Raw genomic sequence first — 19,937 nt, 5'->3', positions numbered from 1 at the left:
GACGCGGCGGACAGGGGTGGCGCACCCCGATTAGGCTGGACGCCGGCGTGGCGTGGGTGGACGCCGGAGCAGTGTTCGACAGACCAGGAGGACCAGTGAGCGGCGATCGGAACGAGAGGCGCGGCGGGACGTGGGACGTCCCGACGGACGATCAGTCCGACGCGGAGCCCGAGATGACGGGCGAGTTCACCATCGACTACACACCACCGGCCTGGTACACGCAGAGCACGGGGTCGGCCGCGCCCGCGCAGGTGCCGGGGCTCCCCGAGGGGAGCGGCTTCGAGCCGCACCGACCGTCGGACCTGGAGTCGCCCTCGACCATGCGGATCGCTCCGCCGGCGCCGCGGACAACGTCCGCCGGTACCGGTACGCCCCCGCCGTTCCCGCTCCCCGGCACGTCCGAGGCTCCGGCACCGGCCGCGGAGCCGCCGTACGCGGCCCCCGAGCCGATCACGGCCCCCGAGCTGCCGTACGCGACACCGGCACCGGCACCGGCGCCCGTCGAGGCAGCCCCCACCCCGCCCGCGCCCCCCGCTCCGGCCCCGACCGCTCCGGCACCGGCCGCTCCGACCCCGGACCCGTACGCCGCCGCACCCGCACCCGCACCGGCGCCCGTCGAGGCAGCGCCCGAGCCGCCCGCGCCCCCCGCTCCGGCACCGACCGCTCCGGCACCGGCCGCTCCGACCCCGGACCCGTACGCCGCCGCACCCGCACCGGCACCAGCCCCCGCCGAGGCAGCGCCCGCGCCGCCCGCGCCCCCCGCTCCGGCCCCGACCGCTCCGGCACCGGCCGCTCCGACCCCGGACCCGTACGCCGCCGCACCCGCACCCGCACCAGCCCCCGCCGAGGCAGCGCCCGCGCCGCCCGCGCCCCCCGCTCCGGCACAGGCACAGGCCCCCGCGCCCGAGCCGTACACGGACCCGGCACCAGTTCCGGCCCCCGTGGAGGCGACTCCTCCGGCGCCCGAGCCCGCGGCGCCGTTCCCGGCGGCCGCGGCCGGGCCCGCCGTGGCAGACGCCGCTGCCTCGGTCCCCGAGGCCCCGGCTCCCTTCCCTGCGTTCGCGGCCCCGGCCGAGGAGGCCGCCCCGGAGCCGGCCGATGCCGTGCCCGCGGCGTTCGCGGCCCCTGCTCCGCCGGCGCCGCCGGCACCTCCGGCCGAGGCCCCGCCGTACCCCGCGCCCGCGCCCGCCGCGGAGCCGGCCATCGCCGCTGCCCCGGTCGAGGGGGAGAGCCCCTTCGGCGCTCCGCCCGGTGAACTGCCCCCGCTGCCGAACGCGTTCGCGCACCAGGGCGGCGCCTACGGCTTCCCGCCGCCAGCGCCCGCGCCGCAGCAGCCCCCGCAGCCCCAGCCCGATCCCCGTAACGCCGGTCAGTGGCCCGTCGGCGGCCCGGGCCAGCAGCCGCCGCAGCCCCAGCCGCACGACCCGCGGTACGCGGCCGGCCCCACCGGCGGCGGCGCGCCGCTCGGCTACACCGCCGCCGTCGAGCTGTCCTCGGACCGGCTGCTGCGCAACAAGCAGAAGCCCAGGAGCAACAACAACGGCGCGGGCGGCGGCCTGTTCCGCTTCGGCGGCAAGGCGGCCGAAGCGGAGCGCCGCCGCAAGCTGGAGCTGATCCGCACCCCGGTCATGTCCTGCTACCGCATCGCCGTCATCAGCCTCAAGGGCGGCGTCGGCAAGACCACGACCACCACCGCCCTCGGCGCCACCCTCGCCACCGAGCGCCAGGACAAGATCCTGGCCATCGACGCGAACCCCGACGCCGGCACGCTCGGCCGCCGTGTCCGGCGCGAGACCGGCGCGACGATCCGGGACCTGGTCCAGGCGATCCCGTACCTGAACTCGTACATGGACATTCGCCGCTTCACCTCGCAGGCGCCCTCCGGCCTGGAGATCATCGCCAACGATGTGGACCCGGCGGTCTCCACGACCTTCAACGACGAGGACTACCGCCGTGTCATCGAGACGCTGGGGCGGCAGTACCCGATCATCCTGACCGATTCGGGCACCGGTCTCCTCTACTCCGCCATGCGCGGCGTCCTGGACCTGGCCGACCAGCTGATCATCATCTCGACCCCGTCCGTGGACGGCGCCAGCAGTGCCAGCACCACCCTCGACTGGCTCTCCGCCCACGGGTACGCGGACCTCGTCTCCCGTTCCATCACCGTCATCTCCGGCGTCCGCGAGACCGCCAAGATGATCAAGACCGAGGACATCGTGCAGCACTTCGAGACCCGCTGCCGAGGTGTCGTCGTGGTGCCGTTCGACGAACACCTCGCGGCCGGCGCCGAGGTCGATCTCGACATGATGCGACCCAAGACCCGTGAGGCGTACTTCAACCTGTCCGCCCTGGTGGCCGAGGACTTCCTGCGGGCCCAGCAGCAGGCGCCGCAGAACCACTGGGGGGCGCCGCAGCAGCCCCAGCAGCCCCACCCCCAGCAGCCGCAGCACCACCAGCCGCAGCCGCCGCCCCAGTCGTACGGACAGCCCCAGGGCCAGCCCCCGTACCAGCAGCCGGCCCCGCAGCCGGGGCCCTACGGCCAGCCGTACCCGCAACAGCCGCAGCCCGGCCAGCCCTGGCAGCAGCCGCCGCGCGACCCGCGGCTGGGCTGACGGCAGCGCCGTTCGGGCCGACCGCTACGGGCGAGGGCCCGTACCGCCCCGGGACAGGTGGCGGTACGGGCCCTCGCCCGTAGCGGCGTCAACGCGTCAGCGCTTGATGTCGTACGCGTCGGTCAGCACCCGTGCCCGCTTGACGTCGTCGGCGATCGCCTCCAGCAGCCCGTCCAGCGACTCGAACTTCGCCATCCCCCGCACGTACGCGAGGAAGTCGACGGCCACGTGCTTTCCGTACAGGTCCAACCCGACCCGGTCGATCGCGTACGCCTCGACCGTCCGCTCGGTCGCGTCGAACTGCACGTTCGTCCCCACCGAGATCGCCGCGGGCATCCGCTCGCCGTCCGCCGTCAGCCAGCCCGCGTAGACCCCGTCAGCCGGGATCGCGGTGTGCGGCTGCGTCTCCACGTTCGCCGTCGGGTAGCCGAGTTCCCGCCCGCGCTGCGCTCCGCGCACCACCACGCCCTCGACCCGGTGCGGACGCCCCAGGACCTCGGCCGCACCGTCCATGTCGCCCTCGGCGACCAGCCGGCGCGCCAGCGTCGACGAGAAGGGCACGCCGCCGCCCGCCTCGCCGCGCTCCACGAGGTCGACGACCTCGACCCGGTAGTCGTACGTGGAACCCAGCTCGCGCAGGAAGTCGACGTTCCCTGCGGCCCGGTGGCCGAAGCGGAAGTTCGGGCCCTCGATCACGGCCAGGGCGTGCAGCTTGTCGACGAGCACCTTCACGATGAAGTCGGCCGGGGACAGCTGCGAGAACTCCGCGGTGAACGGCAGGATCAGCAGCGCGTCCACGCCCAGTCCGGCCATCAGCTCGGCGCGGCGGTCGTAGGGGGCCAGGATCGGCGGGTGGCTGCCGGGGCGGACGACCTCGCTCGGGTGCGGGTCGAAGGTGACGACGACGGACGGGACGCCGAGCTCGCGCGCAGCGGCCACGGCCCGTCCGATGATCAGCTGATGTCCCCGGTGCACGCCGTCGTAGGAGCCGATGGTGACGACGCTGCGTCCCCAGTCCTGGGGGATGTCCTCCAAGCCACGCCACCGCTGCACTGTGACCGCTCCTCGCCCGAACCCGGTTGGTCCTTGAACTGATTGCCGATTGCAGGTCTAAGACTGCCATGCCGGGGGCCGGTGCCACGCATCGGCATCCGGGCCGGACGGGCCCGGCGGGGCCGCCGGACCGTCCTCATGTCACATCCGCGGCGGCCCGGCCGAGCGTCTCCACCGCCCGGCGGGCACCCGGCCCCAGCAGGGCCGCCGCCTCCGTGGCCGCCTGGGCCAGCCAGCGGGCAACGAGCTCCCCGAAGGTCGGCTGGGCCAGGGCCAGCTCCACCGTGCGCCGCTCGAAGACGGCCGGACCGCCGGGAACCCCCAGCAGCTGCCGCCCGGTGCGCCGCAGCAGTTCCCGCGTGCGTTCCTCCGGGCGTACCGCGGCACCGGCCGCGACCGCACCGAGGAAGGCGTCCAGCACCCGCGGGTCCTTCTCCTCCCGCAGCAGTACGGCGGTCAGATCGCCGCGCAGCGCGTGCGAGTGCTCCCCGCCCGGCGCGCCCAGCACGACGGCGAGCTCCGCCCTCACCCCGGCCGGCGCGGTCCGCAGCAGGTCCAGCACGAGCGGGCGCAGCGCGGGGCCGGCTGCAGGCCCCTGCTCCAGCCGCCGGTTCACGAACGCCGCGGCGTGCGGCGCGTCCCCGGGGCTACGGGCCAGGTGCTCCCTCACGAGCTCGGCCGCGCGCCGGGCCAGCCCCGGCGTGTTCAGCTCGGCCAGGGACCGCAGCACCTCGCCGTCGGCGCGGTCCCGCAGGGCGGCGAGTACCGCGTCCTGGTCCGGCAGCACAGGCAGGGCCGCGACCAGCGCGGCTGCGGGCAGCCGGGAGCCGGGCTCGGGGTCGCGGAACGACGCGAGGGCGTCGGGCAGGTAGCGGGCCCGCACCTGCGGGTCGCGCAGCAGCACGGCGAGCGCACTGCCGTGCAGGGTGGCGTCACCGGGGCGGGCGAGTAGCGCCCGGGCCGCGCGGCGCAGCAGCTCCCGGTCGGCGGGGGTGCGGACGTGCGGGGCGGTGGCGAGGCCGTAGGCGGCTGCGGCGACCCTGCGCGAGGGCCGTTCGTCGTGTGCCCAGCGGTCCACCGCCCGGCACAGCGCGGAGGGCTCCTCCTCGGCGAGTACGGCGAGCAACTCGTCGGCGCGCGGGTGCGCGGCGGTGACGAGCGCTTCGGTGAGGTCGTCCGGGGCGAGGTGGCGGTGGGTGTGCAGCAGGGCCTGCGCGGCGGTGGCGACGGTGGCCCCCGGGCGTCCGCGCAGCCGGCGGCCGTCGGCGAACCAGGCGCAGAGCAGCGGCTGGGTCCGCCGGGGATCCCGGACCAGTCGGCGGGCCACGGCGTCGAGGTAGCGGTCGCCGGGGACCGCCTCGGCGGGGTCCGCGGGCAGCAGGCGGCGCAGCAGGTCGAGACGGACCGGCTCGGCCAGCCGGAGCCGGTTCCAGAACCAGCCGTCGTACTCGCCCGGGCCGGCCCGGGCCACGTGCTCGGCGAGGGCGTGCAGAACGGCGAGGTGGGGGTTCGCGTCGGGGAGGCGCAGCAAGGTCTCGCGCAGCAGCCGGTCGGCCCACCAGGCGCGGTCGGCGTCACCGTCGCGGGCGCCGTCGGCCGGGACGTCGGTGCAGCCGCCCAGGGCACGGACCAGCCGGGTGAGTTCCTCGCCCAGCCGGTCCGGGGGAAGGCGGAGCAGGGCTTCCAGGACGGGCCCGATACGGTGCCGGGGCACGGCCGGCCCGGGCCGGGCGGGGCCGTGGACGAGGGTACCGAGCGCTGTGGCGACGTCGAGGTGGCAGGCCTGGATCCAGTCGGACAGTTCCTCGTGGGCGAAGCGGTAGCCGGACCCGGCGGGCTCCAGCAGGCCCTCGGCGAGGACGGCGCAGGCCCAGCCGGTGCGCCGCGGGAACAGTTCCTCGAAGGAGGCGCGGTCCAGTTGCCCCCGCCCGGGTCCCAGGCAGCGGCGGGCGGCTTCGTGCACACGGCCGGCGACGCGGGCGGCGAGCCTTCTGACACCGGGCCCGTGCACGCGGGCGCCCCCGGCGTCGGTGCCTGCGGCGGCGATGCGGACCGCGCTGCGCAGGCACAGCAGGTCCAGGTGGGCGGCGAACACCTCGTCGCGGCCGGGGCGGCCAGCGGTGACCTCGGCGGCGTGAATCCCGGCGAGCAGGTGCAGGGTGAGCGGATGCCGGGCGTCGGCCTCGCCTACGGCGTCGGCGGGGATGCCGAGGCGGGCCAGGGCGGTCTCCGCCTCGGCGGTGGTGAGGTCGCCGAGAAGGAGGGCGGGCGGCAGTCGGCGGGCCGCCCGGGCCGGGACGTGCAGCGACTCGGGCCGGTGGAGGGCGCCGGCCCGCTCCCAGTACTCGGGGCGGGCGGCGACGACCAGGCGGGCCCCGGTTCCGCTCAGCCACGCGTCGGTGGCCTCGGTCCACGACCCGAGCCGGTGGGCGAGCCCGTGCGGCATCTCCTCGGGCGCGTCCAGCACGACGAGCAGGGGCCGACCGGCGCGGGCGACGACCCCGGCGAGCCGCACGGCGACTCCCTCGGGGTCCCCGTTCTCCCCTCCGGTGTCCGGACCCGCCGGACCCGCGCCGTCTCCCGCCGTGTCCGCGCGGCCGGAGTGCGGTTGCCACCGGTTGGCCGAGGTCCCGCCGGAGCCGGACACCGGCCGTCCGTGCCACCCGTCGGGCGGGGATCCCCGGGGGCCGGGCACCGGCCGGCCCCCGGACTCGCCCGGTGTGGACCCGACCGGGTCGGGCGCCGCCCGGCTGCGCCACTCGCCCGACCGGGACCGTTCGTACCGGGGCCCGGGGCCGTCGCCCTCCGGTGCGGCCGGGGCCCGGTCGACGGGACCCTCGGCGGCGACGTGCGACGCCGCCGTGAGGGCGCGTGCCGCCGCATCCGCCAGGGAGGTGTCGTCGGGGGGCAGGTCCGCCCCGCGCAGCCACAGCGTGGGTGCGGGTCGGGGGCCGCGCGCCCGGCGGGCGGCCAGCGCCGCCAGCTCCGTGGTGCGGCCCGTGCCGGGGTGCCCGACGAGGCCCAGCACCCGGCGGTCCCCCGTCGTGAAGGCCTCCAGTTCGGCGGCAATGGCGGGCCGCTCCACCAGCGGGTCGGGCAGGAGAGCGGAGCGCATGGTGGTCGCGGTCAGTTCCAGCGCCCCGGCGAGGTTCAGGTCGGCGCCGCGGCCCGGCACGGCCGCCGCGTTGCGTTCCAGCAGCGCGGCCAACGGGCCCCGCGGGTCGGTGCCGGCCGCGGCCCGCAGCGCCACCGCGAAGCCTCCGCGGCGGTGCTCCGCGCGCAGAGCGGTGCCCAGTACCGCGAGCACCGCCCCGGTGACGGCGTCCAGGACCGGCGCCCCGCAGGCCTCCCCGCCCTGTGCGAGCGCGTCGCGGCCGTCGGTGCCGATCGCCAGCTCCACCGCCGCTCCGGGGGGCACCGCGTACACCCGCAGCCCGCCGGCCGCCGGGTAGGTGACCTGCGCGCCGCCCAGTACCCGCGCCTGCCGCCAGCCTTGCGCCGGCACCCGTACGTAGGTCCCCGGATCGATCGCCTCGCGCTGCGCCACCGGCAGCGGCCGCACCCCGAGTCCGTCCGTGCGGATGAGGGCCAGGGCGACGCCGGGCAGTTCGGTCACGTCGGCCGCGTCGGCCAGCCAGGTCCGCCCCGAGGCCCGCACCATGACCCGGGACAGGCCGTCGACGGCCTCGTGGCTGGTGACGACCGTCCCGCGGTCGTCCGCGACGAACCCGCTGCCTCGTTCGCGCCCCGCCGGATCGCAGATCGTGACGAGTTCCGCCATGGCCGCACCACTCCCCGCACCGCTCCCCCGCTGCACCCCGTGCTCACGACGGTAGGCAGGTCAAGATCGGCAGGAAAGCACGTGCGGCGAACGCGCCCCCTTACGCTCCCTCCATTCACTCCGAGCGCCTGCTCGGACGGGTGAATAGCGGTGTCCGGGTGGATAGAGACCTACCCGAGGGGGGTCGTGGAGCGGTGAGCGGCACGGCACGTGCGCTCACCGCTCCACGTCAACGGATCAGACGAAGACCGCGAGGGACTTCGCCTTCCCGTTCTTGCTCTCGACGAGCCCGAGGAGCTGCCCCTGCGGTCCGAAGACCGCGACGGTACGGCCGTCCCCGTACTCCTCCGGCATGTCGATCCGCACTCCGTTGGCGAGCAGCGACGCCCGCCGGGTGTCCAGGTCCCAGCGCGGGAAGGCCGCCGCGGCCGCCTCCCCGATCGGCATGACGGTCAGCTCCTCCTGGAGCTGGTCCAGGGTCCGGGCGCGGTCGAGCTTGTACGGGCCCACCCGCGTGCGGCGCAGCGCGGTCAGGTGTCCGCCGACGCCGAGGTCGGCGCCGAGGTCGCGGGCGAGGGCCCGGATGTACGTCCCGCTGGAGCAGACCACGGAGACGACGAGGTCGACGACCTTGGTGCCGTCCTCGGCCTCCGCCTCCCGCATGTCGTACACCTGGAACGACGAGATGGTCACCGGCCTGGCCGGGATCTCGAAGTCCTCGCCGTCGCGGGCGCGCTTGTAGGAGCGCACGCCCTTGATCTTGATGGCGCTGACCTTGGACGGGACCTGCATGATCTCGCCCGAGAGCTTGGCGACGCCCGCGTCCACGGCGTCCCGGGTGACCCCGGTGGCGTCCGTGGAGGTGGTGATCTCGCCCTCGGCGTCGTCCGTCAGGGTGTTCTGTCCCAGGCGGATGGTGCCGACGTACTCCTTCTCCGTGAGCGCGAGGTGGCCGAGGAGCTTGGTGGCCTTCTCCACGCCGAGGACCAGGACGCCGGTCGCCATCGGGTCGAGGGTGCCGGCGTGGCCGACGCGGCGGGTCTTGGCGATCCCGCGCATCTTGGCGACCACGTCGTGCGAGGTGAAGCCTGCGGGCTTGTCGACGATGACGAGTCCGCCCCCGGCCTCGGGCCGGGAGGGACCGCCAGGCGTCTTCCCTGCATTGGTGCTCATTCCGCGGCTGCGTCCTCGTCGTCCTCGCCGGGCTTCTTGTACGGGTCGGCGTCGCCGGCGTACTGGGCGCCGGAGGACACCTCCCGCACCTGGGCGTCGGAGGCGCGCGCCTTGTCGAGGAGGTCCTCGATGGTGCGGGCGTTCTCCGGGAGGGCGTCCGCCACGAAGGTCAGGGTGGGCGTGAACTTGGTCCCCGCCGCCCGGCCCACCGCGGAGCGCAGAACGCCCTTGGCGCTCTCCAGGCCCGCCGCCGCACTGGCGCGGTCCTCGTCGTCGCCGTAGACCGTGTAGAAGACCGTGGCCTCCCGCAGGTCGCCGGTGACCCTGGTGTCCGTGATGGTCACGTGCGTACCGAGGCGGGGGTCCTTGACACCGCGCTGCAGCTTCTCCGCCACCACCTCCCGGATGAGGTCCGCCAGCTTCTTCGCCCGCGCATTGTCGGCCACTGGTCCGTCTCCTTCTTTTCTTGCAGACAAGCAATCAGTCTTCATCACCGTGGAGGCGCCGTCGCACGGACAGCAGCTCCACTTCGGGACGTGCCGCGACCAGCCGCTCGCAGCGGTCCAGTACGTCCGAGAGGAACCCCGCGTCCCCACTCACCAGCGCGACCCCTATGCGGGTCCTGCGGTGCAGATCCTGGTCGCCCACCTCTGCCGCGCTCACGGAGAACTTCCGCTGGAGCTCGGCGACGATGGGCCGGACGACGGAGCGTTTCTCCTTCAGCGAGTGGACGTCGCCGAGGAGCAGGTCGAAGGACAGAGTCCCCACGTACATGCAGTTCCGGATGTCCCGCCGGTGCGGGTTCGATGGCCTGCCGGGCCGTCGCCCGGCAGGATCACCCGGCGCTCGTGCGGCCGGGTCACCAGAACCGTACACGCAACGGCCGGGGCCGATCGACGGATATTCCGCCGACCGGCCCCGGTGTTACGCGTTACGACACGGTGCGAACCGCCTCGCGCTTACGCGCGGGGCTTTTCGCGCATCTCGTACGTCGCGATGACGTCGTCGACCTTGATGTCGTTGAAGGAGCCGAGGTTGATACCGCCCTCGAAGCCTTCGCGGATCTCGGTGACGTCGTCCTTGAAGCGGCGCAGACCGGAGATGGTGAGGTTCTCCGCGATGACCTTGCCATCGCGCAGCAGGCGCGCCTTGGTGTTGCGCTTGACCTCGCCGGACCGGATGAGGACACCGGCGATGTTGCCCAGCTTGGACGAGCGGAAGATCTCGCGGACCTCCGCCGTACCGAGCTCGACCTCTTCGTACTCCGGCTTGAGGAGACCCTTCAGGGCCGCCTCGATCTCCTCGATGGCCTGGTAGATCACCGAGTAGTAGCGGACGTCGACGCCCTCGCGGTCCGCCATCTGCGCGGCGCGGCCGGCAGCACGGACGTTGTAGCCGATGACGATGGCGTCGGAGCCCATCGCCAGGGCGATGTCGGACTCGGTGACCGCACCCACACCGCGGTGCAGGACCCGGATGTCGACCTCTTCACCGACGTCGAGCTGGAGCAGCGAGGACTCGAGGGCCTCGACCGCACCGGACGCGTCGCCCTTGATGATGAGGTTGAGTTCCTGGACCAGACCGGCCTTGAGCACGGAGTCGAGGTCCTCGAGGGACACACGGCGCACGCGCTTGGCGAAGTTGGCGTTGCGCTCGCGCGCAGCACGCTTCTCGGCGATCTGGCGGGCCGTGCGGTCCTCGTCGACGACGAGGAAGTTGTCGCCGGCGCCGGGGACGTTGGTGAGACCCAGGACCAGGACGGGGGTCGAGGGACCCGCTTCCTCGACGTTGTTGCCCTTGTCGTCGAGCATGGCGCGCACACGGCCGTAGGCGTCGCCCACGACCATCGTGTCGCCGACGCGGAGGGTACCGCGCTGGACGAGGACGGTGGCGACGGCACCGCGGCCGCGGTCGAGGTGGGACTCGATCGCAATACCCTGAGCGTCCTGCTCCGGGTTGGCGCGCAGGTCGAGCGAGGCGTCGGCGGTGAGGACGACGGCCTCCAGCAGGGAGTCGATGTGCAGACCCTGCTTGGCGGAGATGTCGACGAACATCGTGTCGCCGCCGTACTCCTCGGCGACCAGACCGAACTCGGTGAGCTGACCGCGGACCTTGGTCGGGTCGGCACCCTCGACGTCGATCTTGTTGACCGCGACCACGATCGGGACGCCGGCGGCCTTGGCGTGGTTGAGCGCCTCGATCGTCTGCGGCATGACGCCGTCGTTGGCCGCGACCACGAGGATCGCGATGTCGGTCGACTTGGCACCACGGGCACGCATGGCGGTGAACGCCTCGTGACCCGGGGTGTCGATGAAGGTGATCTTGCGGTCTTCGTCGTTGACCTGGGTGGTGACCTGGTACGCACCGATGTGCTGCGTGATGCCGCCGGCCTCGCCCGCGACGACGTTCGTCTTGCGGATGGCGTCGAGCAGTCGGGTCTTACCGTGGTCGACGTGACCCATGACGGTCACGACCGGCGGACGCGGCAGCAGGTACTCCTCGCCGCCCTCGTCCTCGCCGAACTCGATGTCGAAGGTCTCCAGGAGCTCGCGGTCCTCCTCCTCCGGGCTGACGATCTGAACCTCGTAGTTCATCTCGCCCGCGAGGAGCTGGAGGGTCTCGTCGGAGACGGACTGCGTGGCAGTGACCATCTCGCCGAGGTTCATCATGACCGCGACCAGCGACGCCGGGTTGGCGTTGATCTTCTCCGCGAAGTCGGTCAGGGACGCACCGCGCGACAGGCGAACGGTCTCGCCGTTGCCGCGGGGCAGCATCACGCCGCCCACGGACGGGGCCTGCATGGCCTCGTACTCCTGGCGCCTCTGACGCTTCGACTTGCGGCCTCGACGGGCCGGACCACCGGGACGGCCGAAGGCACCCTGCGTGCCGCCACGGGCACCGGGACCGCCGGGACGACCGCCGAAGCCGGGACGACCGCCGCCGCCGGCGCCGGCCGGGCCACCGCCGAAGCCGCCGCCCGGACGGGGACCGCCGAAGCCGCCGCCCGCGGGACGCGAGCCGGGACCGGCCGGACGGCCGGCGAAGCCGCCGCCGGGACGACCGGCGCCGCCGGGACGGGGACCGCCCGCACCGGGACCACGGCCACCGGGGCCGCCGCCGGGACGGGGACCGGGACCACCGGCAGCGGGACGCTGCGGCATCATGCCCGGGTTCGGACGGTTGCCGCCGGGGGCCGGACGCGGAGCGCCGCCCTGCGGGCGGGGCATGCCGCCCGGGGTCGGACGGGCGCCGCCGGGACCCTGCGGACGCGGAGCGCCGCCGGGGCCGCCCTGCGGACGGGGAGCACCCTGGCCGCCGGCGCCGGGGGCGCCGGGACGCGGGCCGCCGGCCGGACGGGGCGCCTGCGGGCGCGCCATACCGGTGGAGCCACCAGAGGTGAACGGGTTGTTGCCCGGACGGGGACCGGCCGGACGGGCGCCCTGCGGACGCGGGGCCTGGCCGCCGGGGGTCGCGCCGGGGCGCGGGGCACCGGGGGTGGCACCGGACGGGCGCGGGGCACCGGGACGGGCACCGCCCTGACCCGGGGCCGCCGGACGCTGCTGCGCCGGACGGGGACCGGGGGCCGCGGCGGGACGCGCCGGGGCGGCCGGAGCCGCCGGAGGCGCGGAGAACTCGGTCGCCACGGGCGCCGCCGGAGCGGGCTTCGGGGCGGCCGGAGCCTTCGGGCCGGGACGCGGGCCGGGGGAGGCGGGCGTCACGGGGGCTGCGGCCGGGGCCTCGGCAGCGGCCGGCTTGGGGGCCGGTGCGCCGGGCTTCGGGGCAGCGGGACGTGCCGCAGCGGCCGGGGACGGCGCTGCGGGCTTGGCGGGCGCGGCCTTGCGGGGCGCGCCGGGCTTCGCAGCGGACTTGCCGGCGTTGCCGCCGGGCCCCTGCAGTGCGTCAGTCAACTTGCGTACAACCGGCGCCTCGATCGTCGAGGACGCCGAACGGACGAATTCACCGAGTTCTTGGAGCTTGGCCATGACGACCTTGCTCTCCACCCCGAACTCCTTGGCGAGTTCGTATACCCGGACCTTAGCCACTTCGCTCCTTTTAGGTCCGGGTTACGCCGGACCGTCGCTACTTCATGGGCGTACTCATCGCGTACTCATCGAGTGCTCATCGCAATCTCGACCTACTTCCAACTCGCGAGGTACCTGACCGCACGGGGTATCCGTGCCGTACTACTTCTCTACGCTGTGGTCCCGGCTTTCCCGGCCACGGCATTGCGCAGGTTCGCCGTGTCGAGCGCTCCGGCGGACCGGAGGGCCCGGGGGAACGCGCGTCGGCGGACCGCCTGGTCGAGACAGACCACGGCAGGGTGCACGTACGCACCCCGGCCGGGCAGCGTACCGCGAGGATCGGGGACGCATTCGTCCTCGATCGCCACGATCCGCAGCAGATCGCTCTTGGCCGCTCGCTCCCGACACCCCACACAGGTGCGTTCGGGGCATGCGCGGGCTTGCGTCCGGCCAGACACGCCTAAGTCTACCTCCCCGCACCGACCTCTCCCCCGACAAGTATCGGAGGAGAGACCGAACGGACGTTGTGTTGTCCTGATCCGCTGCCCGGGCAGCGGCCGTGTGAACCCTGTCTACCGTCGGGACAGCCCCGGCCGGTAACGGTTTATTCCCCGCTCCGGTCCCGCTCCGCATCCGGGGACGCCTCGGTGTCGGGACGGATGTCGATGCGCCAGCCGGTGAGCCGCGCGGCGAGGCGGGCGTTCTGGCCCTCCTTGCCGATGGCCAGGGACAGCTGGTAATCGGGCACGGTCACCCGGGCGGAGCGGGAGTCCCAGTCGACGACCTCGACCTTGCTCACCCGGGCGGGTGACAGCGCGTTGGCGACCATCTCCGCCGGGTCGTCCGACCAGTCGACGATGTCGATCTTCTCGCCGTGCAGTTCGGCCATCACGTTGCGCACGCGGCTGCCCATCGGGCCGATGCAGGCACCCTTGGGATTCAGGCCCGAACGGGTGGACCGGACGGCGATCTTGGTGCGGTGACCGGCCTCACGGGCGATCGCCGAGATCTCGACGCTGCCGTCGGCGATCTCCGGGACCTCCAGCGAGAACAGCTTCTTCACCAGGTTCGGGTGGGTGCGCGAGAGGGTCACGGACGGACCGCGGACACCCTTCGCCACACGCACGACGTACGCCTTCAGGCGCAGACCGTGCGGGTACTCCTCACCGGGGACCTGTTCCTGCACCGGCAGGATGGCCTCCAGCTTGCCGATGTCGACGAGGACGTTCTTGGGGTCCTTGCCCTGCTGCACGACGCCGGTGATGACGTCGCCCTCACGGCCGGCGAACTCGCCGAAGGTCAGGTCGTCCTCGGCGTCGCGCAGACGCTGGAGGATCACCTGCTTCGCGGTCGTCGCGGCGATGCGGCCGAAGTCCGACGGCGTGTCGTCGAACTCCTTGGGTTCCTGCCCCTCTTCGAGGTCCCTCGGGTCTTCCGTCGCCCACACGACCACGTGACCGTTGGTGCGGTCCAGCACGACGCGGGCGCGGCGGAAGCTCCCCTCGGTGCGGTGGTACGCGATGAGGAGGGCCGACTCGATCGCCTCGACGAGCAGGTCGAAGGAGATCTCCTTCTCCCGGACCAGACCCCGCAGGGCACTCATGTCGATGTCCACGGCTACGCCTCCTCTTCCTTCTTGTCCTTGCGGTTGAACTCGATCTCGACACGCGCCCTGGCGATGTCGGTGAAAGCAATGCGGCGGGCGGTCGCCTTGCGGCCCTTCACGCCCGGTACTTCGAGGTCCATGCCCTCGTCGTCGACGTCGAGGATCCGGGCGACCAGTTCGCCGGCGCCCTTGCCGTCCTCGGCGGACAGCTGGAACTTCACGAGGCGGCCGATGGCCCGTACGTAGTGGCGGTGCTCGGTCAGGGGACGGTCCGCGCCCGGGGAGCTCACCTCGAGGACGTACTCGTCCTCGCCCATCACGTCGGATGCGTCGAGACTGTCGGAGACCTCACGGCTCAGCTCGGCACACGCGTCCAGCTCCACGCCCTCGTCGGAGTCCACGATGATCCGCAGCATCCGGCGCCTGCCCGCGCGCGACAGCTCGATCTCTTCGAGGTCCAGGCCCTTGGCGGCGACGAGCGGCTCCAGCAGTCCGCGCAGCCTGTCGCTCTGGGTGGTGCTCATCCGGGTGACTCCTCGGCCGCGTGTGCTGTTGTGGTTTCCGTCGTGTGTCAGGTCAAAGGGTATCCGGTGTCGGAGGGTGTTGCCGTCCGCCCTGTGCGGAGGGCCCCGGGTACCGTGATCACACCCTGCCCCGCCCCACACCACGAGGACGTCGCCGTGCCCTGGACTCCGCATTCCAGACCTTCGCGCAGGAGCCTGCTCGCCGGTGCCGCCGGCGCGGCGGGTGCCGCGCTGCTGACCGGGTGCACCGACGGCCGCCCGGCGGTCGCCGATCCCGCCGTTTCACTCGAACGGCGGATGCGGGAGGCGGCCGTTCGTGACAGCGCCCGGTTGCTGGAACGTTACGACGCCACCGCCGCCGTCCATCCGGACCTGACCGCGCGGCTCGCTCCGCTGCGCGCCGCCGTCGCCGCGCACGCGTCCGCCCTCTCCCCCGCAGGGGCGGGATCGCCGTCCCCCTCTGCGTCGCCGTCAGGCGGTACGGGGGCCGCCGCGCCCGCGGCAGGGGGTGGGCCGGTGCCCGCGAAGCCCGCCGAGGCCCTGACCGCGCTCGCCGACGCCGAGCGGAGCCTGTCCGAGACACGGACCATCGACCTGGCCGGGGCGCCCGGCGAGCTGGCCCGGCTGCTGGCCTCAGTGGCCGCCTGCGGCGCCGTGCACGTCCACCTGCTGACCTCGGACCCCGGAGCCACACCGTGAAGCACGGACCCTCCCCCACCGGACCCTCCCCCACCGGACCCGCCCCCGTCGGACCCGCCCTGGAGGCCGCCCAGGCGGCCCTCGCCGCCGAGCACGCGGCCGCGTACGGCTATGGGGTGATCGGCGCGCGGACCGCCGGCGCCCGGGCCACGGAGGCCCGGGAGGCGTACGGCGACCACCTCGCGCGGCGTGACGCGCTGGCCCGGACCGTGCGCGAGCTGGGCGGTGCGCCCCGACCCTCGGAGGCCGCGTACGCCCTACCGTTCGAGGTGCGCGATCCCGCCGACGCCGAGCGGCTGGCCGCGGTGATCGAGGACCGGGTGGCCGGCGCGTACTCCGATCTGGTGCGGGCTGCGGAAGGCCCGCTGCGCCGCGAGGCGGCCGACGCGTTGAGCGGCGCGGCGGTCCGCGCGGCACGCTGGCGCGGTGTCGGCGTAGCCTTCCCTGGGCTCGCGGAACGCGCAGAGCGAGCCCTCACCAGCTGAAAGGGACCCCGCACGCATGGCTTTCGAACCGCCGCAGCGGCTTGTACGGGCGCTCGGCGAGACGCCGGAGACGGCGCAGGACACGGACTGGCTGGGGCGGCTGCCCGGGCTCACCGAGGCCGCGCTCTCCCGGCGGGGGGTACGGGCCCAGCGGGTGCAGGCCCCGGGCGGCCGCAGCAGTCTGGTCGTCCTCGTCGCCTACCCGGACGGGACCCCGGCCGCCCTGAAGCTGGCGCCCCCGCACGCCCGGCCCGACCGGGAGCTGGCCGCGCTGGCGCACTGGGGCGGTTTCGGCGCCGTACGCGTCCTCGACACCCGCCACCACCAGGACGACGGGGCCCTGCTGCTGGAGCGGCTGCACGCGGAGGTGTCGCTGCGGTCCCTGCCGGAGGCGAAGGCCCAGCTGGAGGCGACCGGCACGCTGCGCCGGCTGTGGGTGGCGCCGCCCGCCGGGCACGGCTGGGAGTCGGTGGCCGAACGCACCGCGCGGCAGTCGCAGGCCCTGCGGGAGGCCCCGGCGGAGGCCCGCGCACTCGCCGACGCCGCCCTGGCCCTGCGGGAGGAGCTGGTGGCGGCCCCGCCGGAGGAACTGCTGCTGCACGGGAACTTCCGGCAGGGCAAGGTCCTGGCGGGCGAGCGGGCGCCGTGGCTGGCGGTGGGCCCCGACCCGCTGGTCGGCGAGCGGGCGTACGACCTGGCGCGGCTGGTCAGGGACCGGCTGGAGGACCAGGTCGCCTCCTCCGCCGGAGCAGCGGGAGCCCGGCGCCGGGTGAACAAGCTGGCGGACGCGCTGGACGTGGACCGGGACCGGCTGCGGGGCTGGACGCTCTTCCGGGCCGTGGAATCGGGACACCGCGCCCTGGCCGCCGGACGGCGCCGGGACGCGGAACTGCTGCTGGAGTTCGCCGCCTGGTTGTAGCCGGAGACCTCTTTGGGCATACCGTAAAGAGAGCGATATGTCCGGCAGGGGGCCGTCATGGTCGAGGAACTGCTGACAGCGGTGGTCGCCGCAGGCGTGGGCGCCGCCGTCTACCTGGGTGCGGCGGCCCGCGTGGTGAAGCAGTACGAGCGGGGCCTGGTGTTCCGCTTCGGCCGGCTGCGGGAGCAGGTACGACCTCCCGGCTTCACGGTGATCGTTCCCGTGATCGACCGGCTCCGCAAGGTGAACATGCAGATCGTGACGCTGCCGGTGCCCGCACAGGAGGGCATCACCCGGGACAACGTCACCGTGCGGGTGGACGCGGTCGTGTACTTCAAGGTCGTGGACCCGGCGAGCGCCGTCGTGACGGTGGAGGACTACCGCTTCGCCGTGTCCCAGATGGCCCAGACCTCACTGCGGTCGATCATCGGAAAGTCCGACCTGGACGACCTGCTCTCCAACCGGGAGATGCTCAACCAGGGCCTGGAGCTGATGATCGACAGCCCGGCGGTGGGCTGGGGGGTGCAGATCGACCGGGTCGAGATCAAGGACGTGTCGCTGCCGGAGACGATGAAGCGGTCGATGGCGCGGCAGGCGGAGGCCGACCGTGAGCGCCGGGCCCGCGTGATCAACGCGGACGCCGAACTGCAGGCCTCGCACAAGCTCGCCGAGGCAGCGGAGGTGATGTCGGAGCAGCCGGCGGCGCTCCAGCTGCGCCTGCTGCACACGGTCGTCGCGGTCGCCGCCGAGAAGAACTCCACGCTGGTCCTGCCGTTCCCGGTGGAGCTGCTGCGCTTCCTGGAGCGCGCCGCCCCGCCTGCCGTGGCGGCTCCGGCGCGGGCGGAACCGGCCTCGGCCGGCCCGGCTTCCGAAGGCCCCGGGCCGGCCGAGGTCGACACTCCGGAGGCCGAGGACCCGCCGGCCGTCGACCCGGCGGCGGAGAGTCCGGCCCTTGGACCGGCGCGACCCGCACCACCCGCACCACCGGCACGACCGGCACGACCGGCGCAACGGGACGAGCCGCCGCGGCAAGAGGCGGCCGTCCGGCGGGGCGGCCCGCGCGAGGGCGCCGCCTGAGGCCCTCCGGCCCTCGCGAGGAACGGGGAAGGGGAGGAAGGCGTTCGCCCCGCGTGCCCCGGCAGGCGCCCGGAGAGGGCGCTGCCGCGGTGCGGGGCGGTGGGGCCGGGCGTCCCGGCCTCCGTGCAGCCTCCGCTGTGCCGTCGGCCCGGCCGCGGTCCGGCCGCGGTCCGGCGCCGCCCGACCGGGCGTCAGGCCCGTTTGTGCGCCCGCGTGTTCGCCGGAGCGGACGGCTGGTGCCCGGCGCCGGGGTCAGGCCGTGGCCGCCAGCCGGGCGAGGGCATCCGCCAGGGGGAGCTCTTCCCGGGTGCCCGACGCACGGTCCTGGAGCTCGACGACCCCGTCACCGGATCGGCGGCCCGCCACCAGGATCCAGGGCACGCCGATCAGCTCCGCGTCGGTGAGCTTCACGCCCGGGGAGAGGCCCGGACGGTCGTCCAGCAGGACCCGCAGGCCCGATCCCGCCAGGGCCGTCGCCGCCTGCTCGGCCAGCGCGAGCTGCACCGCCTTGCCCGCCGCCACCACGTGGACGTCGGCCGGGGCGACCGCCGCCGGCCAGCACAGTCCGCGCTCGTCCGCGGTTTGTTCGGCCAGGGCCGCCACCGCTCGGGAGACGCCGATGCCGTAGGAGCCCATCGTGACCCGCACCGGCTTGCCCTCGCGGCCCAGCACGTCCAGCCCGAAGGCGTCCGCGTACTTGCGGCCGAGCTGGAAGATGTGGCCGATCTCGATGGCACGGTCCAGGCGGAGGCCGGCTCCGCAGGAGGGGCAGGGGTCGCCCGGCTCCACGACCGCCACGTCCAGGTACTGGTCCACCTCGAAGTCACGTCCGCAGACCACGTTGCGGGCGTGGGTGTCGGGCTTGTTGGCGCCCGTCACCCAGGCCGTGCCCGGCGCGACCCGCGGGTCGGCCAGATAGCGGACCTTCTCCAGGCCCTGCGGGCCCACGTACCCGCGCACGAGGTCGGGCCGGTCCGCGAAGTCCTCTGCCGTGACGAGCTCCACGACCGCGGGGGCCAGGTGTTCGCCCAGCTTGCCGAGGTCCACCTCCCGGTCCCCGGGCACGCCCACGGCCACGATCTCGCCGTCGACCTTCACCAGGAGGTTCTTCAGGGTCGCCGAGGCGGGGACCCCCAGGTGCGCGGCGAGGGTCTCGATCGTCGGGGTGTCGGGGGTGTCCACCTCCTCCGGCGCCGGGTGCTCCCCGGAGGCGGGGGTCAGCGCGAAGGTCACGGCCTCCGTGTTGGCCGCGTAGGCGCAGGAGGGGCAGTCCACGAAGGTGTCCTCGCCCGCCTCGGCCGGGGCCAGGAACTCCTCGGACGCGGAGCCGCCCATCGCCCCCGACACCGCCGACACGATCCGGTGGTCCAGGCCCAGCCGCTCGAAGATGCGGACGTAGGCCTCGCGGTGGAGCCGGTAGGACTCCTCCAGTGCCTCGTCGGACACGTCGAAGGAGTAGGAGTCCTTCATCTGGAACTCACGGCCGCGCAGCACGCCCGACCGGGGCCGCGCCTCGTCGCGGTACTTGGTCTGGATCTGGTACAGCATGACCGGGAGGTCCTTGTAGGAGGTGCACTGGTCCTTCACCACCAGGGTGAAGATCTCCTCGTGGGTGGGGCCGAGCAGGTAGTCCGCACCCTTGCGGTCCCTGAGCCGGAACAGCAGGTCGCCGTACTCCGACCAGCGGCCGCTCACCTCGTACGGCTCCCGGGGCAGCAGGGCCGGCAGCAGCACCTCCTGGGCGCCGATGGCGTCCATCTCCTCGCGGACGATGCGGCTGACGTTGTCCAGGACCCGCTTGCCGAGCGGGAGCCACGTCCACACCCCGGCCGAGCTGCGCCGGACATATCCGGCGCGGACCAGGAGCCGGTGGCTGAGGGTCTCGGCGTCGGCCGGGTCCTCTCGGAGGGTCTTGGCCATGAGGCGGGACATGCGCTGTACGTGATGTGTGGACATCCCCGGAGCGTACCGGGGTCGCGGTGGAGC

The 19,937-nt window shown here is 74.3% G+C and carries 15 protein-coding genes; 5 read left to right on the top strand and 10 right to left on the bottom strand.

The window, feature by feature from the left end:
• Window positions 1–95: 95 nt before the first annotated feature.
• A complete protein-coding gene (locus R4Z63_RS24145) occupies window positions 96–2,612 on the top strand; it encodes an SCO5717 family growth-regulating ATPase (protein ID WP_491522587.1) in 2,517 nt (838 codons plus the stop codon).
• A gap of 96 nt (window positions 2,613–2,708) precedes the next feature.
• On the opposite strand, the gene R4Z63_RS24140 is transcribed toward R4Z63_RS24145, so the two are convergent.
• From R4Z63_RS24140 to rimP, 9 genes are all read right to left on the bottom strand, one after another.
• Entirely contained in the window at window positions 2,709–3,665 is a 957-nt protein-coding gene (locus R4Z63_RS24140; protein WP_078557022.1) for a bifunctional riboflavin kinase/FAD synthetase, read from the bottom strand.
• A gap of 136 nt (window positions 3,666–3,801) precedes the next feature.
• Window positions 3,802–7,446 carry a serine protease gene (locus R4Z63_RS24135; protein WP_384449866.1) on the bottom strand — a complete coding sequence of 1,215 codons (3,645 nt, stop codon included), beginning with the start codon at window positions 7,444–7,446 and terminating at the stop codon, window positions 3,802–3,804.
• Window positions 7,447–7,683: 237 nt separating this feature from the next.
• A complete protein-coding gene (gene truB / locus R4Z63_RS24130; RefSeq protein WP_037928521.1) occupies window positions 7,684–8,619 on the bottom strand; it encodes a tRNA pseudouridine(55) synthase TruB in 936 nt (311 codons plus the stop codon).
• On the bottom strand, window positions 8,616–9,065 hold the full coding sequence (gene rbfA / locus R4Z63_RS24125; protein ID WP_037928518.1) for a 30S ribosome-binding factor RbfA: 450 nt from the start codon (window positions 9,063–9,065) through the stop codon (window positions 8,616–8,618). The genes truB and rbfA overlap by 4 nt, the downstream gene beginning before the upstream one ends.
• 34 nt (window positions 9,066–9,099) lie before the next feature.
• Window positions 9,100–9,393 (bottom strand): DUF503 domain-containing protein, encoded by a 294-nt coding sequence (locus R4Z63_RS24120; RefSeq protein ID WP_037928515.1) that lies wholly within the window; start codon window positions 9,391–9,393, stop codon window positions 9,100–9,102.
• 185 nt (window positions 9,394–9,578) lie between these two features.
• On the bottom strand, window positions 9,579–12,662 hold the full coding sequence (gene infB / locus R4Z63_RS24115) for a translation initiation factor IF-2 (protein ID WP_384449871.1): 3,084 nt from the start codon (window positions 12,660–12,662) through the stop codon (window positions 9,579–9,581).
• Between the two features lie 149 nt (window positions 12,663–12,811).
• Complete coding sequence (locus tag R4Z63_RS24110; protein WP_030844383.1) at window positions 12,812–13,099, bottom strand: YlxR family protein; 288 nt, start codon at window positions 13,097–13,099, stop codon at window positions 12,812–12,814.
• A gap of 146 nt (window positions 13,100–13,245) precedes the next feature.
• Window positions 13,246–14,256: a transcription termination factor NusA gene (gene nusA, locus R4Z63_RS24105; RefSeq protein ID WP_384449875.1), complete on the bottom strand. Its 1,011-nt coding sequence runs from the start codon at window positions 14,254–14,256 to the stop codon at window positions 13,246–13,248.
• Between the two features lie 2 nt (window positions 14,257–14,258).
• Window positions 14,259–14,771: a ribosome maturation factor RimP gene (rimP, locus tag R4Z63_RS24100; RefSeq protein ID WP_037928507.1), complete on the bottom strand. Its 513-nt coding sequence runs from the start codon at window positions 14,769–14,771 to the stop codon at window positions 14,259–14,261.
• Between the two features lie 156 nt (window positions 14,772–14,927).
• Between rimP and R4Z63_RS24095 the strand changes: the two genes are divergently transcribed.
• The 4 genes from R4Z63_RS24095 to R4Z63_RS24080 are packed head-to-tail and all read left to right on the top strand — an operon-like array spanning window position 14,928 to window position 17,951.
• Complete coding sequence (locus R4Z63_RS24095) at window positions 14,928–15,470, top strand: hypothetical protein (RefSeq protein WP_384449878.1); 543 nt, start codon at window positions 14,928–14,930, stop codon at window positions 15,468–15,470.
• On the top strand, window positions 15,467–15,955 hold the full coding sequence (locus R4Z63_RS24090) for a ferritin-like domain-containing protein (RefSeq protein WP_384449881.1): 489 nt from the start codon (window positions 15,467–15,469) through the stop codon (window positions 15,953–15,955). The genes R4Z63_RS24095 and R4Z63_RS24090 overlap by 4 nt, the downstream gene beginning before the upstream one ends.
• A 16-nt stretch (window positions 15,956–15,971) precedes the next feature.
• Entirely contained in the window at window positions 15,972–16,874 is a 903-nt protein-coding gene (locus R4Z63_RS24085) for an aminoglycoside phosphotransferase family protein (RefSeq protein WP_384449884.1), read from the top strand.
• 57 nt (window positions 16,875–16,931) lie between these two features.
• Window positions 16,932–17,951, top strand: a complete 1,020-nt coding sequence (locus R4Z63_RS24080) for a slipin family protein (RefSeq protein WP_386504983.1) — start codon at window positions 16,932–16,934, stop codon at window positions 17,949–17,951.
• A gap of 252 nt (window positions 17,952–18,203) precedes the next feature.
• Here R4Z63_RS24080 and R4Z63_RS24075 read toward each other — a convergent pair whose 3' ends face one another.
• Window positions 18,204–19,907, bottom strand: a complete 1,704-nt coding sequence (locus R4Z63_RS24075; protein WP_384449890.1) for a proline--tRNA ligase — start codon at window positions 19,905–19,907, stop codon at window positions 18,204–18,206.
• Window positions 19,908–19,937 lie beyond the last annotated feature (30 nt).

This window comes from Streptomyces sp. PL-29 (assembly GCF_058344425.1).
The sequence above is the reverse complement of the archived record's forward strand: the minus strand, read 5'-3'. Positions and strand labels throughout refer to the sequence as shown.